Origin of the sequence: Collinsella sp. LCP21S3_A3, assembly GCF_052118905.1 — a bacterium.
Taxonomy (GTDB): Bacteria; Actinomycetota; Coriobacteriia; order Coriobacteriales; family Coriobacteriaceae; genus Collinsella.
Genome location: NZ_JBQKGH010000015.1, coordinates 13,169 through 35,369, shown reverse-complemented (window position 1 = coordinate 35,369; position 22,201 = coordinate 13,169). Strand labels below are relative to the sequence as shown.

The window sequence follows — 22,201 nt, the reverse complement described above, 5'->3', positions numbered from 1 at the left end:
GGGACGAGGGTATTTGCCTATACAAGGCCACCAGATGCGATTTAAGACTCTTTTTTGCTTTGCACGCCCTTGGCCCACTCGGCACTGGCCCTCATGGCGTTCTGGAGGGCCTCACGCAGTTTTTGGTCTTCGATGGGCGACACCTGGCGCTCGATCTCGGCGCGCTCGGCTTCATTCAGGTCGGCATGCGGCGCGGGCGGGCGCGGGGGCGCGACCGGGCGCAGGCGCTCCTTTGCCGCGGGCGGCGTATGGCCGGGACGGGTCGTCTTAAATACCAGGCCATCCACATGCGCGCCGGCACGCTCCATGCGTGCGCGGATTATCTCGCGCAAAAGTGTCATCTCCTGTGTCCACGAGGGCGAATCGAGATACACCAGCAGCTCGTTGGACTCGGGAAGATAACGCAGCCCCGTCACGTGCCGGCCCTCGCGCGTGCCCGAGCACACCGCGTTCCAAGCACGGTAGACCGCGCGCGATTCCTCGGCGGCCTCCATTTGCGCACGACGCTCGGGCGTAGCCGACGCCAAGATGCGCTGGCGCTCGGCACCCAAAAAGTCACTGAAGGCAGCCGTGCCGTTCTCACGCTCGTAATTAGCATGCCTCACCCATGCTCACCACCTTGGCTCGATCAAGTAGCTCATCGGTAAAGTATCCCAAATTGGTGGTGGTTATGACTGTCTGGATGTCGTCGCCGATCAGCTGCAAAAAAGCGGCGCGGCGATCGCCGTCGAGCTCGCTCATCACGTCATCCAAAAGCAGCAGCGGGGCGGTACCCAGAATATCGCGGGCTACGGCCACCTCGGCCACCTTCCAGGCCAGAACCAACGTACGTTGCTGACCCTGACTGGCAAACGAGCGCGCCGAGCGGCCGGCGACCGAAAACTCAATCTCGTCGCGGTGCGGACCCACGAGTGTCACGCCGCGGCGGATTTCCTCGTCGGCGCGCTCGTCGAGCGCCGCGAGCATGCGCTCGTATGCCCAGCCCCTCAGCTCCTCGCGGTCATCGGTCTGGGGCAGCTCCCCCAACGTGGACGCATAGGCCACATCGGCCTCCTCCCCGGACGCAACCAGCCCGTAGGCATTGCGCACGTGGGCGGCCAAGCGATCGAGCAGGGCCAAGCGGTGCACCAGCAGGGCCGATCCGGCGCGGGCAATCGACTCATTCCACGCACCGAGCATCTCACGGCAGCACCATGTCTCTTTGAGCAGGGCGTTGCGCTGCGTCACGCAGCGGCCGTAGGCGCTTGCCAGATCGGCATAGCGGGCGCTCAGCTGCACACCAAAGTCGTCGAGCGCGGCGCGACGCACGCTGGCACCGCGCTTAACCATATCCAGATGATCGGGGCAGAACAAAACACTCGGCAGCACGCCGCGCACACCAGAGGCGGCACATCGCTTGCCGTTGCGGCTAAACGAACGCTTACCGTCCTCCACGCATAGGCCCATGTCCAGCACGCGGCCATCGCCCTCGAGCCTAAGCTCGGCCTTGCACAAACCCGTGCCGTCGTGCACAAGCTCGACGGCAGTGGAATGCCTAAACGAGGCGCCGCTCGTTAGCAGCTGCAGCGCCTCTATGAGGTTGGTCTTTCCCGCCGCATTGGGCCCCGCGAGCACCGTCACGCCATCGCTCAGTTCCAGGCGATAGCTATCGAAGCTGCGGTAGCGCGCGACGGAAAGATCGCGGGCGAACATGGCCATAGGGCGCCGCTAGATGCGCACCGGCATGACCAGGTACAGATAGTTGATCTTGTCGTAGGACTTAAAGATGCCGGCCTGCGAATAGCTCTTGAGCTCCAGCGTGATCTCCTTCTCCTTGGACAGGGCGTTGAGACAGCCAAAGATGTAGTGGTAGTTAAAGGCAATGGTACCCGACTCGCCCTCGGCCTCGACATCGATCGTCTCCTGCGCCAGATCCTGGTCATTGGAGATGGAGGACAGGCCCATCTGGCCGTTCTCGACATCGATCTCAAACTTGACGGCGGGGTTGGCGCTCGCGATGACCGCCACGCGCTTGAGGGCGGCATTAAAAGCCGCCACGTCGATCTTGACGCTCGTTACGCACGAATCGGGGATGAGCTGCTTGTAGTTGGGATACATACCCTCTATGCGGCGCGACACGTAGGTGGTGTTGCCGGCTTCAAAGACAACCTGGGTGTCGGTGGCACCGATCATAATGGTCGCCTGGCTCGCCATGATGCTCAGGGCGTCGTTGAAGGCATCGGCCGGCACGTTGAGCTCAAAGGAGCCCTCGAGCGTCGAGGTCTCCACCTGCGTATCGCACACGGCCAGACGGAAGGAGTCGGTCGCCACCAGGCGCACGGTGTTGTTTTCGACTCTCATATGCACACCGCCCAGGATGGGGCGGGCCTTGTCGGTCGAGGTGACGCGCCACACGCGGCTGACCATCTCGGACAGAATGTCGGTCGGGAGCTCAACGGCGCTCTCGATGGCATAGGCCGGGAACTCGGGGAAATCGTTGGCATCGAGCGTATTCAGGCGGAAGGAACTCTTCTCGCAACCGATCAGCACCTGGCGCTCCGAAAGCTCAAAGGTAACTGGGGCATCGGGAAGGGTCTTGGTGATGTTGGAGAGCATCTTGCAGGGGATTACCATCTCACCTTCCTCTTCCACATGTGCCGCGATGCGGTGACGAATCGAGATAGTGTAGTTAGAGGTTTGGAATTCCAAGATGCCGTCTTGTGCCTTGATGAGCACGCCCGACAGAATAGGGAGGGTGGATGCCGAAGCGACACCCTTCATGACGACGCCGATTGCTTGCGTAAGCGAGCTCTGGCTGACGGTGAACTTCATCTTTTAATACCTTTCTATAGATATAAATATCTTAATAATAGTAATAGTACTGACGAAACTGTTGATTACTCCCAAACATGCAGGTCAAACCCAAAAAGAGAATCGACAGTTCCCTGTGTGCAACAGGGGTCGTTTTCCACGTTCAAAACCTGCGCAAAACTTTTCATCGGAGCGGGCTGGGTTTTAGACACCTTATGCCCGCGGTTTCGACAAGTTTTCAACAGGTGTGCCTATTTCCCTACGAGCGCAGTGTAATTTTGTCCCGTAGCGATTTGAGGTCCTCGGTCACGGTCCGGTCTTCCTGGATCATCTTCTGGACTTTTTTGTAGCTCGTGCTGACGGTCGAGTGGTTGCGGTTGCCAAACTCCGCACCCACGGCGGTGGTTGTCATCTCGCACATCTCGATCGCTAGGTAAATGGCGATATGGCGAGCCTTGGCGATATTGGCATTGCGGCGCGGACCAATGAGCTCCTCATGCGTCACGCCGTACTGCTCCTCGATAACAGACTGAACTGTCTGCACGTTGATCTTTTTGGCCGACGTGTCGAAGTACTGGCTGGCGATGGCATCGATGTCGTCGAAGCTCAGCTCGCTACCCTCGCGCTCGCGGTCGCCCGCCTCCCCGGCGCAGCGCTCGCAGAAGCTCTCGAGCTCACGGATGTTGGTGCCCGATACCTCCGCCATATGTTTAAAGTGCTCGTCGGTCAGATGTCCGCTGTCGCCACCGTAGGCCGCCAGCAGCGAGTCGTCGCCCGCCTCGGGCGCCGCCGCGATCGTGTTCTCGTAATAGCGCTGCAGAATCTTGTACTTCATCTCGTAGCTGGGCTCTGCTACCAAGCAGAGCATGCCGGCGTTAAAGCGGCTGGTCAGGCGCTCGTCCATGTTCAGATCCTTGGGCGCACGGTCTGCGGCAATCACGACCTTCTTGTTGTTGCGGATAAACTCGTCCATGAGCTGGAAAAAGTAATCCACGCTCGCGCGCTTGCCGATGATGTTTTGGATGTCATCGATGATGAGCACGTCCACGCCGTGGTATGCCTGCATGATGGGAGCGTTACTCTTCTTTTGGCGGTCGAATTCTGTCATCAGATCATCGATGTATGCCTGTGAGTTGGCGTATTTCACTTTGATCTCGGGCGACTTCTCGGCGAGCTCGTTTTTGATAGCGAGCAGCAGGTGGGTCTTGCCTAAGCCCGATTTGCCATAGATGAACAGGGATGTGCAAGTACCGCGTTCGTCTGCGAGTGCGGCGAATTTAAGCGCCGAACGATAGGCGTGGCTGTTTTCGGGGCCGTAGACAAAGTTTTCGAAGGTGAATTTTGAGTTGGCCACGAGGGGCGCGCCATCGGCGTTCTGCTCGCCCGCCGCAGCAGCCGTGGGGACGCTCACAGGCGATGTCGAGACTGGTTTTGCGCTCTTGGCGGGTGTCACGCCCTTCATCTGATTCATCATGCGGCGGAAATCGTCGGCCGACAGCGTGTTTTTAATCGCGACGCCCGGTTCTTCGCCCGGCGCCGCGTCGTGCGCGACGGGCATGTGTGAAACGCTGGGGGCGGTTGCTACCGGCGCGGCTGTTGCGTGGGGCATGGTTTCACGGGAAACATCGCTCGCATTGGTCTCCGGAGCCGCCACGGGGGCGACGGTCGTCAAAGGGGGAGTGACGGGTGCCGCCCCCGTGGCGCCTGTCGTGGGACCCTGCGGGGCCACGATGTTGAGCGCGATCGGCGCAAAGGCAATCTCTTCTAGGTAGTGCTCGATAGTCGGCTGGTGCTTTTTGAGCTGCGCAATGGCAAAGCGCGACGGTGCCTCGATGGTCAAGGTGTCCTCGGTCAGGCTCACGGCACGCGATTGCCCCAACATGTTGATGAGGCGTGCATCTTGGCCGTCGCGCTGGCAAAAGGCGATGGCATCCTCCAGGATGATGCTTGCTTCCTCGTCCACTGTCTCTCCCGTTCCTTAACTTTGGGCACGCACGCGAGCGCTGCCGAGTTCGGTCAGATGGTATTTCTGACCGTGTTTGATTACCAAGCCGGCCTGCGCCAAGTCATTGAGTGTGCGTGACCACGTGGGCGCGGAGTTTCCAAATGCTCGCGCCAGGTCGGTGGCGCCGCACTCTTGGTTTTGAGCCAGATATCCCAGCGCCGCGTTGCCGCGCTCGCTCACAAATACGTCCGGTTGCGGCTGTGCGTATTGATTCGCCGCATTAGGATACATCATTTGAGCTGCTGGTTGTTGAGAACTCTGCATGGTTGGCATCGGCTGTTGAAAACTTTGCGGCCACTGTTGGTATGGCTGCGGCGGCATCTGCTGGGCCCAGGGATGGTACGGCTGCGGCATCTGCTGATACGGCTGCTGATAGCCCTGGGGATACTGCTGCATATATTGCTGGGAGTATCCCTGCTGCGGCATATATTGTCCCGGATATGCCTGCGGGTACGGTTGGAAGCCCATCTGCCGAGCTCCTTGCATGCCCGTCACCTGCTGCATCACGGCTGCATCCAAATCGGCCGGGACCATGGACTCTGCCGAGCCTTGAGTTGTCGTCTGTCCCGCGGGCTGGGGGTCCTGCATGGGCGGCATGCCGGGTTGATGCATCTGCTGCGAAGCCATGGGCTGTTGTAGTGAGGACGCGGCCATGGTTTGCTGCGGAGTCATCATTGCTTGCTGTGGAAATGCTCCCGGCAGTGGGTATTCCGACCCCTGGGCCTCGGGGCGCACGGCTGCCCCGCGCCCTCCCGCGCGCTCAATTTCCTGCACGCGCTTGGGGTCGAGGCTCACCGTGACGACGGTGCCATTGCCCATGTTGTCTTCGATGGAGACTGCCCCGCCGGCGTTTTCCAGGTATTCCTGCACCATGGGAAAACCTGCCCCGGTGCCGCGTATATACCGCTTCATCTTGCTGTTTGCGCTGGTCACGCCAAAGTCGAAGGCGCGCTCTTTGTCGTCGATGCCCGGACCTTGGTCGGCAAAGCGGATAGTTTCCCCGCCGTCCAGGATCGAGATAATGGGCTCGGCAAAGTGGGCGTGGATAAAGTTTTCGACAATCTCGCGGATAACCATGAGTGAGATGTGTCCGCCTTGCTCTTTCATGCACTGGTAGACGGTGTTAGTCGTCTCTTCCAGATACGTGCGGATGTCTTGCGGCTCGATGACGATCACGCGCGGGGTCGAAAGCATGTCGTCATAGACGGCGATGCGCGCCGCATACATGGTTTTCGGTGTCTGTTTCGATGTCTGCTCGCCCTCTTTGCGCTCTTCGCGTACGCCGTTAATGTGCTCGTTGTCGGGTGCCGGGTCACCGGAATCGACCATGGTGTAAAAGTCGTCAGACATGCCGCTCGCAATCTTTCAAAAGGTTTCGGATAAATAGTAGCTCACCGCGCAATGTTTCTCATCTTTCGACAAGTTTTCAAAATATGTTGAAAACTTTGGAAAATGGGCGAAAAGTTCTCAACATTGGCAACATGACCTGTTGAAAACTCGGTGAAATATCGTGAAAAGTTGGAGTCATACTCAAAAACTCATCCGGCTTATGGCGGAACCGTGTGAACTGCGCAACCTTTTACCTTTGATTTCTTGACATTTGAACATTGATTTCCCTACAATCTTCAAGCTCACGTGTCTATATCTGCGTCCGCGCCCTCGCGGACACTCGAAATGCAGCAGGAGGAACTTAAGATGAAGCGTACGTATCAGCCTAATAAGCGTAAGCGTGCCAAGACCCATGGCTTCCGTGCCCGTATGGCCACCAAGGGTGGTCGTGCCGTGCTCGCCCGTCGCCGCGCCAAGGGCCGCAAGCGTCTCACTGTCTAGCAGCGATACACACATCTCGCATGAAGACTATTAAGTCTCGGCAAGATTTCGAGCATGTGTTCAGTCAGGGGCGTCGTTTCAATCATCCTCTGATTCGAATGACCATATGTGAATCGGTTGGCGAAGGCGACTCTGGAAGGGTCGCCTTCGTTGGTGCTAAACGACTCGGTTGCGCAGTTGTGCGCAATCGTTCTAAGCGTGTGATGCGCGAGGCCGCCCGCAGCTGCGGATTTCCCGTTGCGGGTTATGACATCATCTTGTTCGCGACCCCCAAGACGAGGATCTCGTCGCCGGAGGAGATGAACGAGGCATTGCGTTCGCTTGTGATACGCGCCGGCGTTGCCGGGGAGGAGCGATGAGCAATCACGTTTTGCGACGTGTTGCCATCGCTCCTATTCGCATATATCAACAGGTCATTTCGCCCTTATTGCCTGACGCCTGCATTTATTATCCAACGTGTTCTCATTACGCCGTCCAGGCTATCGAGAAATACGGTGTTTGTAGAGGCTGCTGGCTTGCCGTGAGGCGCATCGCTCGCTGCAATCCCCTGCACGTCGGCGGTTATGACCCTGTGCCCTAGCGGGCACTCGCTATCGGAGGAAAAATTACATGTGGGATTGGATCGTTAACATCCTTTTCGAGCTGCTCAAGCTCATCCAGACCTTTGCGGTCGACTGGGGCCTGTCCATCATTATCCTGGTGGTCATCGTCCGTCTGCTGCTGACGCCGCTCATGCTCAAGTCGACCAAGTCGACGGCCCGTATGCAGGTGCTGCAGCCCAAGATGCTCGAGATCCAGGAGCGCTACGCCGACGATCCCCAGCGTCAGGCCGAGGAGATGCAGAAGTTCTACAGCGAGAACAAGTTCAATCCGCTGTCCGGCTGCCTGCCGCTTCTGATTCAGATGCCTATCCTCATCGCCCTGTTTACGCTTCTGCGCAACCTGCCGCATTACTTTAACGAGGGCACCTTCTCGTTCTTCAACATTCTGCCCGATCTGACTACCACGCCGAGTGCCTCTTTTGCCGATGGCTTTATGGTCGCACTGCCTGCGCTGGTTTGCCTGATTCTGTTTGCTGTCCTGACCCTGATTCCGCAGCTGTACATGTCGCGCAATCAGACTGGTCAGCAGGCCCAGAGCATGCGTATGATGGCCGTCGTCATGACCGTCATGATGCTCTGGATGGGTTGGAGCCTGCCCGTTGGTGTTCTTTTGTACTACGACGTGTCTTCTGCCTGGCAGGTCATCCAGCAGATCTTTGTGACGCAGAAGGTTATCGAGAAGGCTAAGGCCGAAGAGGAGGAGCGTCTTAAGAACGCCCCGCTGCAGGTTGAGGTCACGCGTCGCGAGAAGAAGCCGCGCCCGCACAAGAAGAAGTAGCGGTATAGTAATCTTATTTAGGTACCTAACTTTTGGAGTACGTTATGTCTGAAGAGATCGTCGAGGATATGCTTGAGGAGGTTGCCCCGCAGGCCGCGGGCGATTATCTCGAGATTGCACAGCGCTACAAGGCTGGTGAAGAGCTTACGGATGAAGAGCTCGACACCATTGCCGATGTTGCGATTTCTATTCTTCGTTCCATCCTTTCGCATTTCGACGCCGCCAACTCTCCTATCGATGAGTATGAGGGCGACGAGGGCGAACTGATTCTTGATGTAACGGCTCCCGACCTTGCCGTCCTAATTGGTCGTCATGGTCGCACCCTTGATGCCCTTCAGGTTATGTTCTCGCTGTTGGTGAGCCGCAAGCTTGGCTTTAGGTATCCGGTTGTCGTCGACGTCGAGGGATATAAGAGCCGCCGCCAGGACAAAGTTGCCTCTATGGCTCAGTCTGCTGCCGAGCGGGCAGTTCGCACCCACAAAAGCGTTTCGCTTCCTCCCATGAATGCCTACGAGCGCCGTCTGGTTCATATTGCTCTTCGCGGCAACGATGCCGTCGACACGCATTCCGAGGGTTCTGACCCCGATCGTCATGTTGTGATTGTTGCTCGATAACCTAAACGAGCTTATCTTAAGGGGGCGTGGTTTCCACGTCCCCTTTTTTTGTCAAAAGTTCTTGATACACTGATTTTTGTCAGATAGGAGTTTGTCTTGTTTGTACTAACCGATGAGCAGACAAGTCAGATGCTTAGTCGTCTAATTTCGTATTGCGAAGACTATTCTTTGAAGGTCTCCCATGATGCCCTACGCTCCTGTATTGAGCATCTTGATCTCGTTTTGGAGGCTAATAAGACCACCAATCTTACGCGCATCCTAAATATCGAAGATGCGGCTGTTCTTCATATTCTTGATTCGCTTGTGTTGCTTCCCTATATAGACATAGCTCCAGAAGGCGCTTTGTTAGACATGGGTACTGGTGCTGGGTTTCCCGGTATCCCTTTGACAATTGCTAGCGGACGTAAGGCTACCTATATCGATTCGGTTGGCAAGAAGGTTGATGCCGTTAACTCATTTGTTGAGGCTCTCAGTCTCAAGCATGCTCACGCGGTTCATGATCGTCTTGAAGAATATGCCCGAAGCCATAAGAAACAGTTTGCTGTTGTTACTGCTCGTGCACTTGCACCGTTACCAGTTCTCGTCGAGTACGCTTCACCATTTCTAATAGATAGTGGTCTCTTTGTTATCACTAAGGGAAACCCGTCAGACGTCGAACTTCAGTCTGGTCTAACCGCCGCTAGCATATGCGGGTTCACCACACTTATGACAGATGATTTAGATTTGCCAAATGGCTTGGGTCATCGCGAGTTTATCATTCTAAAAAAATCTCGTCCGGCAGCTATCTCGCTTCCACGTGCTAATGGCATGGCGAAGAAGAATCCGCTTGCCTAGATGTTTCACGTGAAACATAATGGATAGTGATTACTTGTTATGTTTCACGTGAAACATAACAGATGATGAATCGGAATGTTTCACGTGAAACATCCTCCGTTTAACAGCTTAAAATACACCAGGAGGGACCGTGGGATTTCGCGACGTTAAGCGTTCGAAGAGCGCAAAAGACACGCGTATCATTGCAATCATCAATCAAAAGGGTGGTGTGGGTAAGTCCACCACAGCAGTAAACCTTGCAGCAGCACTGGGTGAACTGGGTCGAAAGACGCTGATTGTCGATTTTGATCCACAGGGTAATAGCACGAGCGGCTTTGGAATCGAAAAAGAAGAACTCGATAACTGTATCTATGATGCATTGCTGAATGATGTTCCGGCTGAATCGCTTGTTCTGGATACAAATTGCAGTAAAGTATTTGTAATTCCGGCTACTATCCAGCTTGCAGGTGCCGAAATTGAGCTTGTAAGCGCAATTGCACGAGAAACACGCTTGAAAGATCTGCTTGAGCCTGTTAAGGATGAGTTTGATTTTATATTTATTGACTGTCCGCCTTCACTTGGCTTGCTGACCATTAATGCGTTGACGGCGGCGGACAGTGTTCTGATTCCGATTCAGTGTGAGTATTACGCACTCGAAGGTGTCACGAAGCTGCTTGAGTCGATGAAGATGGTCAAAACACGCCTAAATAAGAGCCTTGATACCTATGGCGTGCTTATGACGATGTATGATTCGCGAACATCGCTCTCAAATCAGGTTGTCGAAGAAGTGCAGTCGTACTTTGGCGATAAGGCATTTAAGACCTTGATTCCGCGTACGGTTAAAATATCAGAAGCACCGTCGTTCGGTGAGCCGGTAATTACATATGCGCCGCAAAATAAGGGTGCAAAGGCGTATATGAACCTTGCCAAAGAGGTGATCAAGCGTGCCTAGTCCTAGGAAGCGTGGCGGTTTGGGTCGCGGACTCAATGCATTGGTCTCCGAAGCAGAATATGAGACCGGTGGATCTGCGACGTCCGCATCCAATACTGCTTCGGAAACTAAACTTCCAATCGAAGATATCGTTCCGAATCCCAACCAACCCAGAATTCATTTTAATGAGACCGAGCTTCGAGAGTTGAGTGAGTCGATTCAGGAGCATGGTGTTCTTCAGCCACTTCTTGTACGCAAGCACGGTAATGGCTATGAGATTATCGCGGGTGAGCGCCGTTATCAGGCTTCTAAGCTCGCTGGACTTGAGGAAGTTCCTGTCATCATAAAAGATGTTGATGATGAACAGATGCTTGCGCTTGCATTGATTGAAAATCTGCAACGCTCTGATCTCAATCCCGTCGAAGAGGCTAAGGGGTATCGACAGCTCATCGATGCGAGTGGTATGACTCAAGAGGCCTTGTCGAAGGCTGTTAGCAAGTCTCGCTCTGCAATCACCAATTCGCTGCGCCTACTTGATCTTCCAGAGGTTGTTCAGCAGATGATCTTTGAAGGTAAACTGACTGCTGGCCATGCTCGTGCAATTCTTGCAGTTCCATACGAAGATGCACGCATTAAGTTAGCTGAGAAGGTTGTTGCGGAAGGATTGTCCGTCCGCGCGACAGAAAATCTAGCTCCGTTGTTTTCTGCCGGAGAGACACCAAAAACGCCTCGAACCGCAACGCCTCAGTCTTTTAAGAAGGCGGCACGCGTTCTGCGTCAGGTGTTTAACACGAACGTTCGCGTAAAGAGCTCGCGCGGCAAGAACAAGATCGAGATTGAATTTAAGGATGAAGAGGAACTCTCTCGCATTCTTGGCGAAATCATTCAGTTTGATCAAGGAGGTCAGGATGAGGAATAAAGTTCTGACTGCTGTCGCTTTGGCTGCTACTGTTGCAGTTGGCGCTTTTGCCGGTTATAAGATTGCGACAGATGATGAATTGCGTGGTCGTTTACTTCGCGGAGCGCAGGATATCGTTGATACCTCAAAAAAGAAAATGGATGTTATGACCGAGGACGTTGCCATGCGTACGGCTCAGATGACTAAGAATCCCAAGATCAACCAAGATTGGGTTAATCATCAATGGGAAAATGTAGGCCTTTAGGTACCTAACAATGACTCATCTATTCTGAAGGGTTCCTTGTCTGATCACCAGTACAGGGATCCCTAATATCGTCCTAAATAATGCTGGACAATCGTATGATGCAGATAATCGATGAATATGAAACAGCCCCAGTTGCAATTAAGCAACCGGGGCTTTCTGATGTTTCACATGAAACGTTTAGGCTGGTCTCCCCTACGCGTTCTTCTGAACTTTGAAACGCTGCTTGAGTTGGCCACAAGCCGCATCGATATCGTTGCCACGAGAGTTGCGGATCGTGGTCTCGATACCACGGGACTCAAGACGGCGTTGAAGGTCTTCTACCTTATGGATCGGTGACGGCTTGAGCGGGCTGCCCTCAATATCGTTGAGCTGAATCAGGTTGACGTGGCACAGCGTGCCCTCGCAGAAGTCGCAGAGTGCCTGCATTTCGGGGTTGGTGTCGTTGACGCCCTCGATCATGGCATATTCGTATGTCGGACGGCGGCCGGTCTTCTCGGTGTAGAGCTGCAGTGCCTCGTGAAGGCGCAGGAGTGTGTATTTCTTGACACCGGGCATGAGCTTATTGCGTGTGGACTGGATAGCGGAGTGCAGCGAGACAGCTAGGGTGAACTGCTCGGGAATGTCGGCAAACTTACGGATGGCAGGAATAACACCGCTGGTAGACACGGTGAGATGGCGCGCTCCAATGCCGATACCGTCGGGGTCATTAAGGATGCGCAGCGCCTTAAGAACCTCATCGTAGTTGGCAAAAGGCTCGCCCTGGCCCATGAACACTACGCTTGTCGCGCGCTCGCCAAAATCATTGGAAACGTGAAGTACCTGGTCGACGATTTCCTGGGCGGTCAGCGAGCGCCTGAGGCCGTTGAGACCGGTAGCGCAAAAAGCACAGCCCATTCCGCAGCCGGCTTGGGTGGATACGCAGACAGAGAGCTTGTTACGACGGGGCATGCCGACGGTCTCGACAGAAATGCCATCGTGGTACTCGAGTAGGTATTTACGAGAGCCGTCCTTGGACACCTGCTTGGTGAGCTCGGTCGGCGTGTCGAAGGCAAAGGCCTCCTTTAACTGCTCGCGGAAAGCCTTGGGAAGGTTGGTCATATCGTCAAACGAACAAACGTTCTTCTCAAAAACCCATTCAATGAGCTGCTTCGCGCGGAAAGCGGGCTGGCCGAGTTCGGCCACGAGCTCGCGAATATCGTTTTGGCTCAAGTCGCGAATGTCCTGAGATTTAGTCCTGGGATTCATGGAAGCCTTTCGATTTTGGGGAAACGTAGGGGGTATCGCTACAATATGGTATCAGCTGCAGAAATCATAGAGGAGGAGTCTGCCCATGCCGGGTAAAAGCCTAGAGAACATGCACGTAGCGGTCTTGGCGGGCGGCCATTCCGCCGAGCGCGAGATTTCGCTCAATTCAGGAAAGAACGTCGTGGTGGCCCTAAAGGAGGCTGGCTACACTTCGGTGGAGCTGCTCGATACGGCTGCCGATGATTTTATGGTGACTATGGCAACTGGCGATTTTGACGTGGCGTTTATCGCCATGCACGGCGCCGGCGGCGAGGATGGCGCCATGCAGGGAGCCATGGAGACGCTGGGTATCCCCTATACGGCGTCGGGTGTGCTCGCCAGTGCGTGTGGCGCCGATAAAGAGGTTTCAAAGCTTCTGTATGCCAAGGCGGGCATCCCCATTGCCCCCGGTTTGGCGCTTGAGGCGGGCGACGAGGTTGATATCGATCGCATCGTTGAGATTTGCGGCGAGCGTTGCTTTGTAAAGCCCGCCGTCAACGGCTCCAGCTACGGCATCTCCCTGGTACACGAGCCCTCTGAGCTGCCTGCCGCCATCGCCAAGGCCTTTGAGTACGGCGATAAGGTGCTGGTCGAAAAGTGCATCGAGGGAACCGAGATTACCGTAGGCGTCTACGGCGAGGATGACGTGCGCGCCCTGCCGATCGTCGAGATTCGCAAGCCTGAGGACTGTGAGTTCTACGACCTGGATGTGAAGTACGTCGATCCCACGGATATCCACCGTATTCCGGCGCAGATTTCGCCCGAAAACTATGCTCGTGCCCAGGAACTAGCCTGTGCGGCCCACAAAGCCCTCGGCTGTCTGGGCATTTCGCGCAGCGATTTTATCGTGAGCGAGGACGGCCCCGTCATCCTCGAGACCAATACGATTCCTGGTATGACCGATACGTCGCTGTATCCGGACGAGATTCGTCATACCAAAGACATGACCTTCCCGCAGGTCTGTGACAGTCTGATTCGCATGGGTCTCCGTCGAGCGGGCATTGCATGCTAATCGAGGATGCTGTATCTCCTGGAACGCCGCGGTTTGTCATTGATTCCTATGCAACGCTCGCCGAGCGTGCCCGCACACAATCGTTTGGCCTTATCGAGGAGGATGTTATCGTCCTCGATACCGAGACCACGGGTCTTTCGGTCCAGGACAACGAGCTTATCGAGATTTCCGCGGCCCGTCTTTCGGGCCGCGAGGTCGTTGACCGCTTTGACACGTTTGTGCATCCCAAGCAGCTGATCCCTGCCGAAATCACTGAGCTCACAAGCATCACAAACGCCGATGTGGCCGATGCCCCCTCGGCTGTAGAGGCCGTGGCTGCGCTCGCCGATTTTGTGGGCGGGTGCCCGGTTATCGCGCACAATGCCACGTTTGACCGATCATTCATCGAATCGGTCAAGGGCGGTGTCAACGTCAGCGACATCTGGATCGATTCGCTGGCGTTGTCCCGTATCGCGCTGCCGCGCCTGGCATCGCACAAGTTGTCCTTTATGGCCGATCTGTTTGGCTGCGACTCCGTGTCGCACCGTGCAAATGCGGATGTCGATGCCCTGTGTGGGGTGTGGCGCGTGCTGCTGGTTGCCCTTACGGACTTGCCGCAGGGCCTTATGGCGCGTCTGGCGGATATGCACGCGGATGTTCCTTGGTCCTATCGTCCCATTTTCTCTTTTTTGGCAGGTCAAAACCCCGGCTCGATTTTCTCGCTTGCCGCCGCCCGCGCCGACGTGCTCAAGGCCGATCGCGCCGATGATCGCGTGGATGCCGACGAGCTGCCGGTTCTTAACATGCCGAGCCGCGAAGAGATTGAGGCGGATTATGCCCCCGGTGGTCTAGTCAATCGCATGTATCCCACTTATGAGCCGCGCGACGAGCAGATTGCCATGGCGCTCGAGGTGCGCGACGCGTTGGTTACGGATACGCATCGCGTGATAGAGGCCGGTACGGGCGTCGGTAAATCGATGGCGTATCTCGTGCCCTTTGCCGAGGCCGCCCGCCGAAACAACATTACCGTTGGCATTGCGACCAAATCGAATAATCTTGCCGATCAGCTTATGTACCACGAGCTGCCAAAACTCGCCGAACAGCTGGACGGAGGCTTGTCATTCTGTGCGCTCAAGGGATATGACCACTATCCGTGCCTGCGCAAACTCGAGCGCATGAGCCGAAGTCAGGCCGAGATTACCACCAAGCGCGATCCTGCCGACACGCTCACAGCGGTTGCGGTGATCATGGCGTATGTGTGCCAATCTGCCGATGGTGACCTCGATTCGCTCGGCATTCGCTGGCGCAGCGTCAACCGTCCCGACTTTACGACGGCCTCGCGCGAATGCGCTCGCCGCCTGTGTCCGTTCTTCCCCGATAAATGCCTCGTCCACGGTGCCCGTCGTCGCGCGGCGCATGCCGATGTTGTGGTCACAAATCATTCCCTGCTGTTTCGCAACGTTGCGGCCGAAGGGAGAATTTTGCCTCCCATCCGCCACTGGGTAATCGACGAGGCCCATTCCATCGAGCGCGAGGCGCGCCGCCAGTGGGCGCGCGTGGTCTCGGCAGACGAATCTCGCGTGCTATTTGAGCGCCTTGGCGGGTCGAGCTCCGGTGCATTGAGCCAGGTATCTCGTGATTTGTCGACATCCGAAGGCTCCACGCTTTATCTGGGGCTCACCGCGAAGGCGACGTCTACGGTCGCACGCGCGAGCATGGCACTCGCCGAGGTGTTTGACGGCGTGCGTGAGCTCGGCCGTCGCGCCCGCGGTGGCTACGACAGCGCAAATCTGTGGATTGGCCCCGAGTTGCGCGAGTCGGATGACTGGCATGACTTCTTGCAGTCTGCCAGCGCTGCTATCGATGCCCTGGAGCAGGCGGATAAAAATGTTGCCGCGCTGGTGCAGGCTGTCGTTGCCGATAAACCCGAGGTCGTCGTCGACCTGGGCGATATTTCGCGCCGTCTGCACGAGCTGGCCGAGAACCTCAAGCTCATCATTGACGGCACCGACGAGCATTATGTGTACTCGCTGCAGGTCAACCGCCGCCTACGTGCGGGCGGAGAATCCATGACCGCCGAGCGCATCGACATCGGCGAGGCCCTGGCGAACGAGTGGCTGCCCGAGGTACATACGGCCATCTTTGCCTCGGCAACCATGACGGTGTCCAAGAGCTTTGAGCACTTTAACCATGCCGTAGGCCTCGATCGCATCGCCGCTTCGGCATCCTCGTCACTACATCTGGATTCGAGCTATGACTTCGATTCGAACATGGCCGTAGTCGTGGCGGGGGACATTCCCGACCCTCGCGACCGCGAGGGCTATCTGTCCGCGCTCGAGCGCGTACTGGTCGATGCCCATCTTGCCATGGGCGGGTCGGTGCTCACGCTGTTCACCAATCGCCGCGATATGGAAGACCTGTACGCTCGGGTTGAGCCCAAGCTGGCGCGTGCCGGCCTGGAACTCAATTGTCAGCAGCGCAATTCGTCTCCCCGTCGCTTGCGCGATCGCTTTATCAACGAGTCGACCTCGTCGCTCTTTGCTCTCAAGGCTTTTTGGGAGGGCTTCGATGCCAGCGGCGAGACGCTGAGATGCGTCATTATCCCCAAGCTGCCATTCTCGAGCCCCACCGATCCTCTCTCGTGCGAGCGCAATCTGCGCGAGGACCGCGCCTGGGTACGCTACTCGCTGCCCGAGGCGGTTCTCGAGGTCAAGCAGGCGGCCGGTCGCCTGATTCGCTCATCGACCGATTGCGGCGTGTTGATTTTGGCCGACCCGCGTCTGGTGACGAAGGGTTACGGCAAGAAATTTCTGACATCGCTGCCTACCAGCTCGTATCAGCGCATCGAAACGGCGCAGATCGGCCACTATCTTCAGTTATGGCGCCAAGCGCACGAACGCCATCGCTAAGAACGGAAGGCCATTGCCTCGGCGGCATCACATAGGCGCTTCGAAAGGGCGGGGTCGTCTGCGATGCGGATGGCTCCGCCCGCTGCGATAATCTGGCTAAACAGCCAGTTTTCGGAGCTATAGGAAACGGTCACGCTTGCCGTACCCTCCCCATCGGCTTTAATTGACCTGATACCTGCCCACCTCACGCGTTCTGCCATATCGAGCGGCATCAGGAGCTTAACGCTCTGGCTTGCCTGTGCAAGGGAATCGTGCAGGGACGTGTTTTCGGTCGTGTGACGCACGACGGAGTCCTCCGTCAGCAGAAGCTCCTCGATCTTGTCCATACGGTAGGAGCGCTGCCCGTCTGCCTCGACATCCCAGGCAATCAGGTACGTTTGGTCGCCGTTGGTCGTGATCTTTAGGGGGTCGATCAATCGCCTGCGTGGATGCTGGTCGTCCAGGGAGCGGTAGGTGACGAGGCATCGCACGCCATCCTGAATTGCACAGCAGAGTTGCTGCCAATAAGATCCGCGGGCGACGGTATCGTCAACGCGTTGGTTGTATCCGAGTTCCGCCGGAAGGAGTGCGCGCCGGATACGCGCCGCCGCGCACTCCTCGATTCCGAGTGACTCCAATTCATGGTTGAGTACGGCGCCCTCGGCGGCACTCAGGCGAAGCGGCAGCACACGGCCCGCATCGCCGATGAGAACCACACGTTCATCGTGGCATTCGCAAATGATGCGCGCGCCCGATTCGCGGTCTGCGAGCGTCGAGATGATGCCGATGATCTCGTCGAGCGAAGCTCCGGAGATATCGAAGCGACTGCAGATTTCGTCTCGCGTCATGCCCGCCTCGCCGGCGGCATAGAGTGCCTCCATAATGTCGATGGAGCGCGAGAGCCTTTGTTCGCTGGTGAGCTTACGCACGGCCATGAGCGCTCACTGTCCTTTCGATGAGGCGGTTCCACGCCTGCTTGAGTTCGTTGGGCGCTACGGGCCTCATACCGTCAACGCTGTGTTCCATGCAAAATGACGCCGCCGCATTCAGGTCGCGAACGTCAACGGTCCAGGTCCAGCCGTCTTTGGCGTGCTCGAGCCTTCCTCGCCCACGTGTGAGGCCGTGGACCATGTCGGATTGAGCCTGCGGAGCAAACGAGAAAGTTGCCGTGACGGGCTGGCAATCGGAGAAATCGAATTCAAAGAAGAGGTAATCGTTGAGATTGAAGTCTGCGGGAATGGCGTAGGCCCGCGATGGACGCCACGCACGAACGATGCGATCGCAGCGAAAGGTTCTGATTTTGCCGGTGGCGTCATCTAGGCCGCAAAAGTAGGCCGTTCCTTCGCGCTCGAACATGCCGTAGACGCAAACAGTGCGTTGTCGTTGCTCACCCCGTCCGTTTTGATACAAAAAGCGCAGCGCGCATCGGTCGGCAAACGCGCTCCATACCGCATCGACCGTCGGCGAGTGAAGAACGGGGGGCTCGGCCGTATTCGTCTCGCCGGTAAGATAGGCAATTTTGGAGCGTATGTCGGCGAGCGGGGTCGCAAAGGCCGAAGAGCCCGTGATGAGGGTCTGATCGATAGCGTTTAGCAGAATGTCGGCATCGTCTGCGGTGATCAAGCCGCCCGCGGCAAACGTATGCTCACGGTCGATTGTCCAGGCGCTCTCCTCGGTCTCCTGGGCACCCGCGGCGCGAACTTCCTTGATCACAATGCCCCGCTCGAGTAGCTTGTCGCGGTCGCGGCGAAATTTTCGCTTATCCGAGTCGACGTTGCCCGATCCGTAGCCTAGGTCAGAATCCAGCACGATCTGCTCGGTAGTTACGGGCTCGGGGGAACTGTTGAGGACAAAGAAAAGGTTGAGGATACGCTGGGCGGTTTTGTCGAAACCGGGTTCTGGCGCATTTGTTTTGTTTGTCACGGTCATATCGCTTACCGTCATAGAATCCTCGCATGGGAAGGTTATTTGATGCCATGATTTTAATCCGATATGGAGATTAGGCTATATCCTTGTCCGCTCAGTGCGTTAAGATGCCCAGAATTCGGCCGATTGCGTTCGCTCGGGGTATACTTTCGACTATATACGGTTCTAATGTGCAAGCATTGGGCCTATTTGTCGGATTATGGATGTGGAGCGCACATGGCGAACACCCAGAACTATATCAATCATCTGCTACAGGGCACGGGCATCACGCCGGCGTGCAGCGAAGAAGAGCGTTTGGCTGCCGAGGATATCGCCCAGATCTTCCGCAATCATGGCTTTGATCCCGAAGTCCAGGAATTTAACGCTCCTGCACCCAGCAGGCTGGCATTTGCCGTCACAGGCATTCTGTCTTTTGCCGGTGCCCTGCTTATGGGTATTGGCGGCAGCATCGGCTTAATCGGTGTTCTGCTGGCCATCGTCGGTGCTGTGTTGTATGTGCTCGAGCGTACCGGTCGCCCTGTTATTTCTCGCCTGGGCAAGACGGGCGTGAGTCAAAATGTCATTGCCTATCACAAGGCCACAGGTCCGCTTGCATCTCCGCGCAACCGTCCGGTGGTTGTTGTCGCCCATTACGATTCTCCGCGTGCCGAGCTCCTCGCTCGCGAACCGTATGCGCCGTATCGCGCGCTCATCGCCAAGATGCTGCCGGTCGCCACGATTGTCCCCGCTGCCGTCGCCATTCTGCGTATTCTGCCGCTCCCCGGCGCTTTGAAGGTTCTGCTTTGGATCGTTGCGATCCTCGCCTCTCTTGTGGCGCTCGCCAACGCGGCCAATATCATTGCCAACCGTTTTGTTCTTCCCTATACGTCCGGTGCGGTCTGCAATAAGTCTTCTGTAGCCGCGATGCTCGGTGTCATGGATAACGTTGCTCCTTACCAAGGCGAAAACGAGTTCCCCAACGACATTCCGTTTGATGACTATTTTGGTGAGCAAAAGCGTCGTGCCGAGGAGATGGCGCGCGCGGCGGCTGAGTATGCCGCTGCCCAGCAGCAAAACGACTACGGCAACACGATCGAGTACGAAGAACCCTCCTACAACGAGGACGAGTTTGGCCAGCCGATCGCTCCCGAATCCGAGCAGGGCGAAGTTTTTGACGAGCAGATCGATGGCTTTGAGGGTGCCTCAGCTGACGAAACCCTGATTGGTGTCATTGCTCCCGAGGCTCAGGCTGAAGCCGAGGTTGCTGCCGAGCCGGTCGCGGATGAGGATGTCGTCGAGTCGATTGGGGCGCCCGCTGTCGCTGAGCCGAGCGAGCCCGAGCCCAAGCTGTATCGCAATGCTGCCGGTAATATTCGCTTTGGTTCTGATGCCATTCGTGCCTTGGGGATGCTTCCCGAGTCGTGCACGCTTGATTACGAAGAGGGCGAGGAGCCGACGATCGATCCCGCGCCTGCTTCGGTTGAACCTGTCGCCGCGCCTGCCGACGAGCCCGTCGTCGATACCGAGCCCGAGACGGAACCCGAGCCCAGCCCTGCACCCGAGCCGGACACCGCTGCACCCGCTCCGGTGGTTCAGGATGTGTACGACGATTCCGCCAGCGATTACGATGAGTATCCGCAGCGCGTTTCCTATGAGAGCGATACCGATTTTTCGGCCGATCTACCGGTCGCGACGCCCCATGCCGATATAGCATCTGCGTTCTCTTCGATTGGAGCCAGCGCTTCAAGCTTCTTTAAGGGCGCACTCGCTAAGGGTAAAAAACTTGTCGACGACCTTGAGGAAAAGCGTGCCGCTGCGCGCGAGGTGGCAGAGCAGGAGGCTATTGCCCACCAGCAGGCTGCCGAGGCCGAGCGTGAGCGTGCGGCGCGGGAATTTGAACAGCATGAGGCTGAGCAGCCTGCCGCGACGGAGGTCGCCGAGGCTACGACGTCCTTTGAGGCCCAGCAGCCAATCGACGCCACCGAGACGCTCGATGCCGCGAAGTTCGATGCCACGATAACGTTCGAGAAGCAGGGTACTGCCATCGCCGATCCCCTTTCTGTTTCCGATGAGTCCCAGGATGCTGCAGATGAGATCGAGGCGCCCGAAGCCGAGCCGGCTGAGAGTTTCGATGCCGAGCAGGTTGAGAACGTTGACGCCGAGCCGAACACCGCCGACGAGATTGAAACCGAAGCGACGGTCGTCGTTGAGCAAGAAGAGACACCGGTGATTTCTAACGCCGATGAGTCCAGGCCGTACTCTACGCAGATCTTTACCATGCCTGCCCCGAGCGATCCCGGCTCCACGGTTGCCAACCCCGCATCGGCGCGGGTCGAGACGGTTGATTCGCTCATGGCACAGATTTCGTCCAAGGCCGCACCGCGTCCGCAGATGAATATCCCCGATCCCGCTTCTGCTCCGGTGCCCACACCTTCTTCTTCGCCGCTTGCCTCGGTCCCCGATCCGTCGCTGCCCTCGATGCAGCAGGCCAACGTCGCATCCCGCACATCCCTCTTCGATCTTCCCGACCCCTCGGCTCAGGCCGACGATCCTTTCGCGACGGCTCAGGGGCCCGAGCCCACGTCGGCACCGGTTGCCCCCTCCATGCCCGTTTCTTCGGGCGCTCAGCCCATCGAAACCATCTCGGCTCCCGTCGCCAAGGAGGCAAAGCCTCAGAAGCGCGGTCTGGGCGGCTTGTTCGGACGCAAAAAGAAAAATGAGCAGAACAGCATGAGCGACTGGCTGGGCGTCGAGGATGACTACGATGCCAAGAAGTCTGGCCGCGGTATCGGCTCTTGGGATAACTTTGAGGACGATGATAACGGCTGGAAGGGCGGTGCCACCTCTTCTGACGGCGCTTCTGCCGAGGACATGCTTTCGGCTGTTGCCTCCATGGGTGATGACGAGCTGCTTGGTCACGATATCTGGTTTGTGGCAACGGGTGCCTCGGATTGTGACGGCGCCGGTATGAAGGCGTTCCTCGAAGCCCATCGCGATAAGCTGCGTGGTGTGTTCTTTATCAATCTTGAGTCCATTGGAGCCGGTAGGCTTTCGGTCGTGACGGTCGAAGGCGAGCAGCAGTTGCTCAAGGGTGATCGCCGCATCATGAATCTGGTCAGCAAGGTGTGCAAGTCGTTCCACGTTGATTGTGGCGCGTTTGAGATGCCCTATTCCAAGACCGATGCCTATGCCGCGCTCGAGGCGAGCCGTCGCGCCCTCACAATTGCCGGTGTCGATGGCCCGCGTCTTGCCTGCGCGCGCACCGAAGACGATTTGCCGTACAACGTCAACCCGACGAACATCGCTACGGTGTCCGAGGTTGTCACCGAGGTCATCCGCCGTTCGTAGCGGACCTCTAAGGAGTTAGCGTGTTTTCATACATCAAACGCCATTGGCCCGTCTATGTGGTTCTGTTTTTGATCGCCATCGCTATGGGTTTGGGGGCCGCATATATCGTGGGCGCTAAGGGGTCGACGCCCAGGTCCACGATGAGCGAAGAGGTGGAGCAAGAGCAGAGTTTGGGTGCCGACGGCATTTCGGATGGCGATCTGGAACTTGTTGACGGCGGGTCTGCGTCTACGGAATAGCCTTTGGTTACATACGCCAG

Annotated in this window: 21 protein-coding genes; 13 read left to right on the top strand and 8 right to left on the bottom strand. The window is 57.0% G+C overall.

Going from position 1 to position 22,201, the window contains the following annotated elements:
- Positions 1-41: 41 nt before the first annotated feature.
- The 5 genes from ACTQ0H_RS07700 to ACTQ0H_RS07680 all read right to left on the bottom strand — a co-directional run bounded on the left by ACTQ0H_RS07700 (position 42) and on the right by ACTQ0H_RS07680 (position 6,145).
- Positions 42-605 carry a DciA family protein gene (locus tag ACTQ0H_RS07700; protein WP_441056457.1) on the bottom strand — a complete coding sequence of 188 codons (564 nt, stop codon included), beginning with the start codon at positions 603-605 and terminating at the stop codon, positions 42-44.
- Positions 592-1,698 (bottom strand): DNA replication/repair protein RecF, encoded by a 1,107-nt coding sequence (gene recF, locus ACTQ0H_RS07695; RefSeq protein ID WP_441538581.1) that lies wholly within the window; start codon positions 1,696-1,698, stop codon positions 592-594. Before recF ends, ACTQ0H_RS07700 begins: the two co-directional genes overlap by 14 nt.
- 9 nt (positions 1,699-1,707) lie before the next feature.
- A complete protein-coding gene (gene dnaN / locus ACTQ0H_RS07690) occupies positions 1,708-2,811 on the bottom strand; it encodes a DNA polymerase III subunit beta (RefSeq protein WP_427729028.1) in 1,104 nt (367 codons plus the stop codon).
- A 238-nt stretch (positions 2,812-3,049) separates the two neighbouring features.
- On the bottom strand, positions 3,050-4,753 hold the full coding sequence (locus ACTQ0H_RS07685; protein ID WP_441538583.1) for a DnaA ATPase domain-containing protein: 1,704 nt from the start codon (positions 4,751-4,753) through the stop codon (positions 3,050-3,052).
- 15 nt (positions 4,754-4,768) lie between these two features.
- Positions 4,769-6,145: an ATP-binding protein gene (locus ACTQ0H_RS07680; protein WP_441538585.1), complete on the bottom strand. Its 1,377-nt coding sequence runs from the start codon at positions 6,143-6,145 to the stop codon at positions 4,769-4,771.
- A 345-nt stretch (positions 6,146-6,490) separates the two neighbouring features.
- Between ACTQ0H_RS07680 and rpmH the strand changes: the two genes are divergently transcribed.
- From rpmH to ACTQ0H_RS07635, 9 genes are all read left to right on the top strand, one after another.
- The gene (gene rpmH, locus ACTQ0H_RS07675) at positions 6,491-6,625 is read left to right on the top strand and encodes a 50S ribosomal protein L34 (protein ID WP_019127408.1); all 135 of its coding nucleotides are present in this window, start codon (positions 6,491-6,493) and stop codon (positions 6,623-6,625) included.
- Positions 6,626-6,645: 20 nt separating this feature from the next.
- Positions 6,646-6,984, top strand: coding sequence for a ribonuclease P protein component (gene rnpA / locus ACTQ0H_RS07670; RefSeq protein WP_154516785.1), 339 nt, complete (start codon positions 6,646-6,648; stop codon positions 6,982-6,984).
- Complete coding sequence (gene yidD / locus ACTQ0H_RS07665; protein WP_154516787.1) at positions 6,981-7,205, top strand: membrane protein insertion efficiency factor YidD; 225 nt, start codon at positions 6,981-6,983, stop codon at positions 7,203-7,205. The genes rnpA and yidD overlap by 4 nt, the downstream gene beginning before the upstream one ends.
- 29 nt (positions 7,206-7,234) lie before the next feature.
- Complete coding sequence (locus ACTQ0H_RS07660) at positions 7,235-8,005, top strand: YidC/Oxa1 family membrane protein insertase (RefSeq protein ID WP_427717906.1); 771 nt, start codon at positions 7,235-7,237, stop codon at positions 8,003-8,005.
- Positions 8,006-8,049: 44 nt separating this feature from the next.
- Entirely contained in the window at positions 8,050-8,619 is a 570-nt protein-coding gene (locus tag ACTQ0H_RS07655) for a Jag family protein (RefSeq protein WP_154516793.1), read from the top strand.
- A gap of 96 nt (positions 8,620-8,715) precedes the next feature.
- Positions 8,716-9,453, top strand: coding sequence for a 16S rRNA (guanine(527)-N(7))-methyltransferase RsmG (gene rsmG, locus ACTQ0H_RS07650; protein ID WP_441538587.1), 738 nt, complete (start codon positions 8,716-8,718; stop codon positions 9,451-9,453).
- A 130-nt stretch (positions 9,454-9,583) separates the two neighbouring features.
- Positions 9,584-10,384 carry a ParA family protein gene (locus ACTQ0H_RS07645; RefSeq protein WP_441054678.1) on the top strand — a complete coding sequence of 267 codons (801 nt, stop codon included), beginning with the start codon at positions 9,584-9,586 and terminating at the stop codon, positions 10,382-10,384.
- Between the two features lie 19 nt (positions 10,385-10,403).
- The gene (locus ACTQ0H_RS07640) at positions 10,404-11,282 is read left to right on the top strand and encodes a ParB/RepB/Spo0J family partition protein (RefSeq protein WP_427795191.1); all 879 of its coding nucleotides are present in this window, start codon (positions 10,404-10,406) and stop codon (positions 11,280-11,282) included.
- Entirely contained in the window at positions 11,272-11,526 is a 255-nt protein-coding gene (locus ACTQ0H_RS07635; RefSeq protein WP_441538589.1) for a hypothetical protein, read from the top strand. Before ACTQ0H_RS07640 ends, ACTQ0H_RS07635 begins: the two co-directional genes overlap by 11 nt.
- A gap of 192 nt (positions 11,527-11,718) precedes the next feature.
- On the opposite strand, the gene rlmN is transcribed toward ACTQ0H_RS07635, so the two are convergent.
- The gene (gene rlmN / locus ACTQ0H_RS07630) at positions 11,719-12,771 is read right to left on the bottom strand and encodes a 23S rRNA (adenine(2503)-C(2))-methyltransferase RlmN (RefSeq protein WP_441538591.1); all 1,053 of its coding nucleotides are present in this window, start codon (positions 12,769-12,771) and stop codon (positions 11,719-11,721) included.
- An 85-nt stretch (positions 12,772-12,856) separates the two neighbouring features.
- On the opposite strand from rlmN, the gene ACTQ0H_RS07625 reads away from it, so the two are divergent.
- Positions 12,857-13,822: a D-alanine--D-alanine ligase family protein gene (locus tag ACTQ0H_RS07625; protein ID WP_427748142.1), complete on the top strand. Its 966-nt coding sequence runs from the start codon at positions 12,857-12,859 to the stop codon at positions 13,820-13,822.
- On the top strand, positions 13,816-16,710 hold the full coding sequence (locus tag ACTQ0H_RS07620) for a helicase C-terminal domain-containing protein (protein ID WP_441538592.1): 2,895 nt from the start codon (positions 13,816-13,818) through the stop codon (positions 16,708-16,710). The genes ACTQ0H_RS07625 and ACTQ0H_RS07620 overlap by 7 nt, the downstream gene beginning before the upstream one ends.
- On the opposite strand, the gene ACTQ0H_RS07615 is transcribed toward ACTQ0H_RS07620, so the two are convergent.
- Both ACTQ0H_RS07615 and ACTQ0H_RS07610 read right to left on the bottom strand, forming a co-directional pair.
- Positions 16,707-17,624: a helix-turn-helix transcriptional regulator gene (locus ACTQ0H_RS07615; protein ID WP_441538594.1), complete on the bottom strand. Its 918-nt coding sequence runs from the start codon at positions 17,622-17,624 to the stop codon at positions 16,707-16,709. The genes ACTQ0H_RS07620 and ACTQ0H_RS07615 overlap by 4 nt on opposite strands.
- On the bottom strand, positions 17,611-18,633 hold the full coding sequence (locus tag ACTQ0H_RS07610) for a helix-turn-helix transcriptional regulator (RefSeq protein ID WP_441538596.1): 1,023 nt from the start codon (positions 18,631-18,633) through the stop codon (positions 17,611-17,613). Before ACTQ0H_RS07610 ends, ACTQ0H_RS07615 begins: the two co-directional genes overlap by 14 nt.
- A 198-nt stretch (positions 18,634-18,831) precedes the next feature.
- On the opposite strand from ACTQ0H_RS07610, the gene ACTQ0H_RS07605 reads away from it, so the two are divergent.
- Both ACTQ0H_RS07605 and ACTQ0H_RS07600 read left to right on the top strand, forming a co-directional pair.
- Complete coding sequence (locus tag ACTQ0H_RS07605; RefSeq protein ID WP_441538597.1) at positions 18,832-21,942, top strand: hypothetical protein; 3,111 nt, start codon at positions 18,832-18,834, stop codon at positions 21,940-21,942.
- 20 nt (positions 21,943-21,962) lie between these two features.
- Entirely contained in the window at positions 21,963-22,181 is a 219-nt protein-coding gene (locus ACTQ0H_RS07600) for a hypothetical protein (protein ID WP_427729007.1), read from the top strand.
- Positions 22,182-22,201 lie beyond the last annotated feature (20 nt).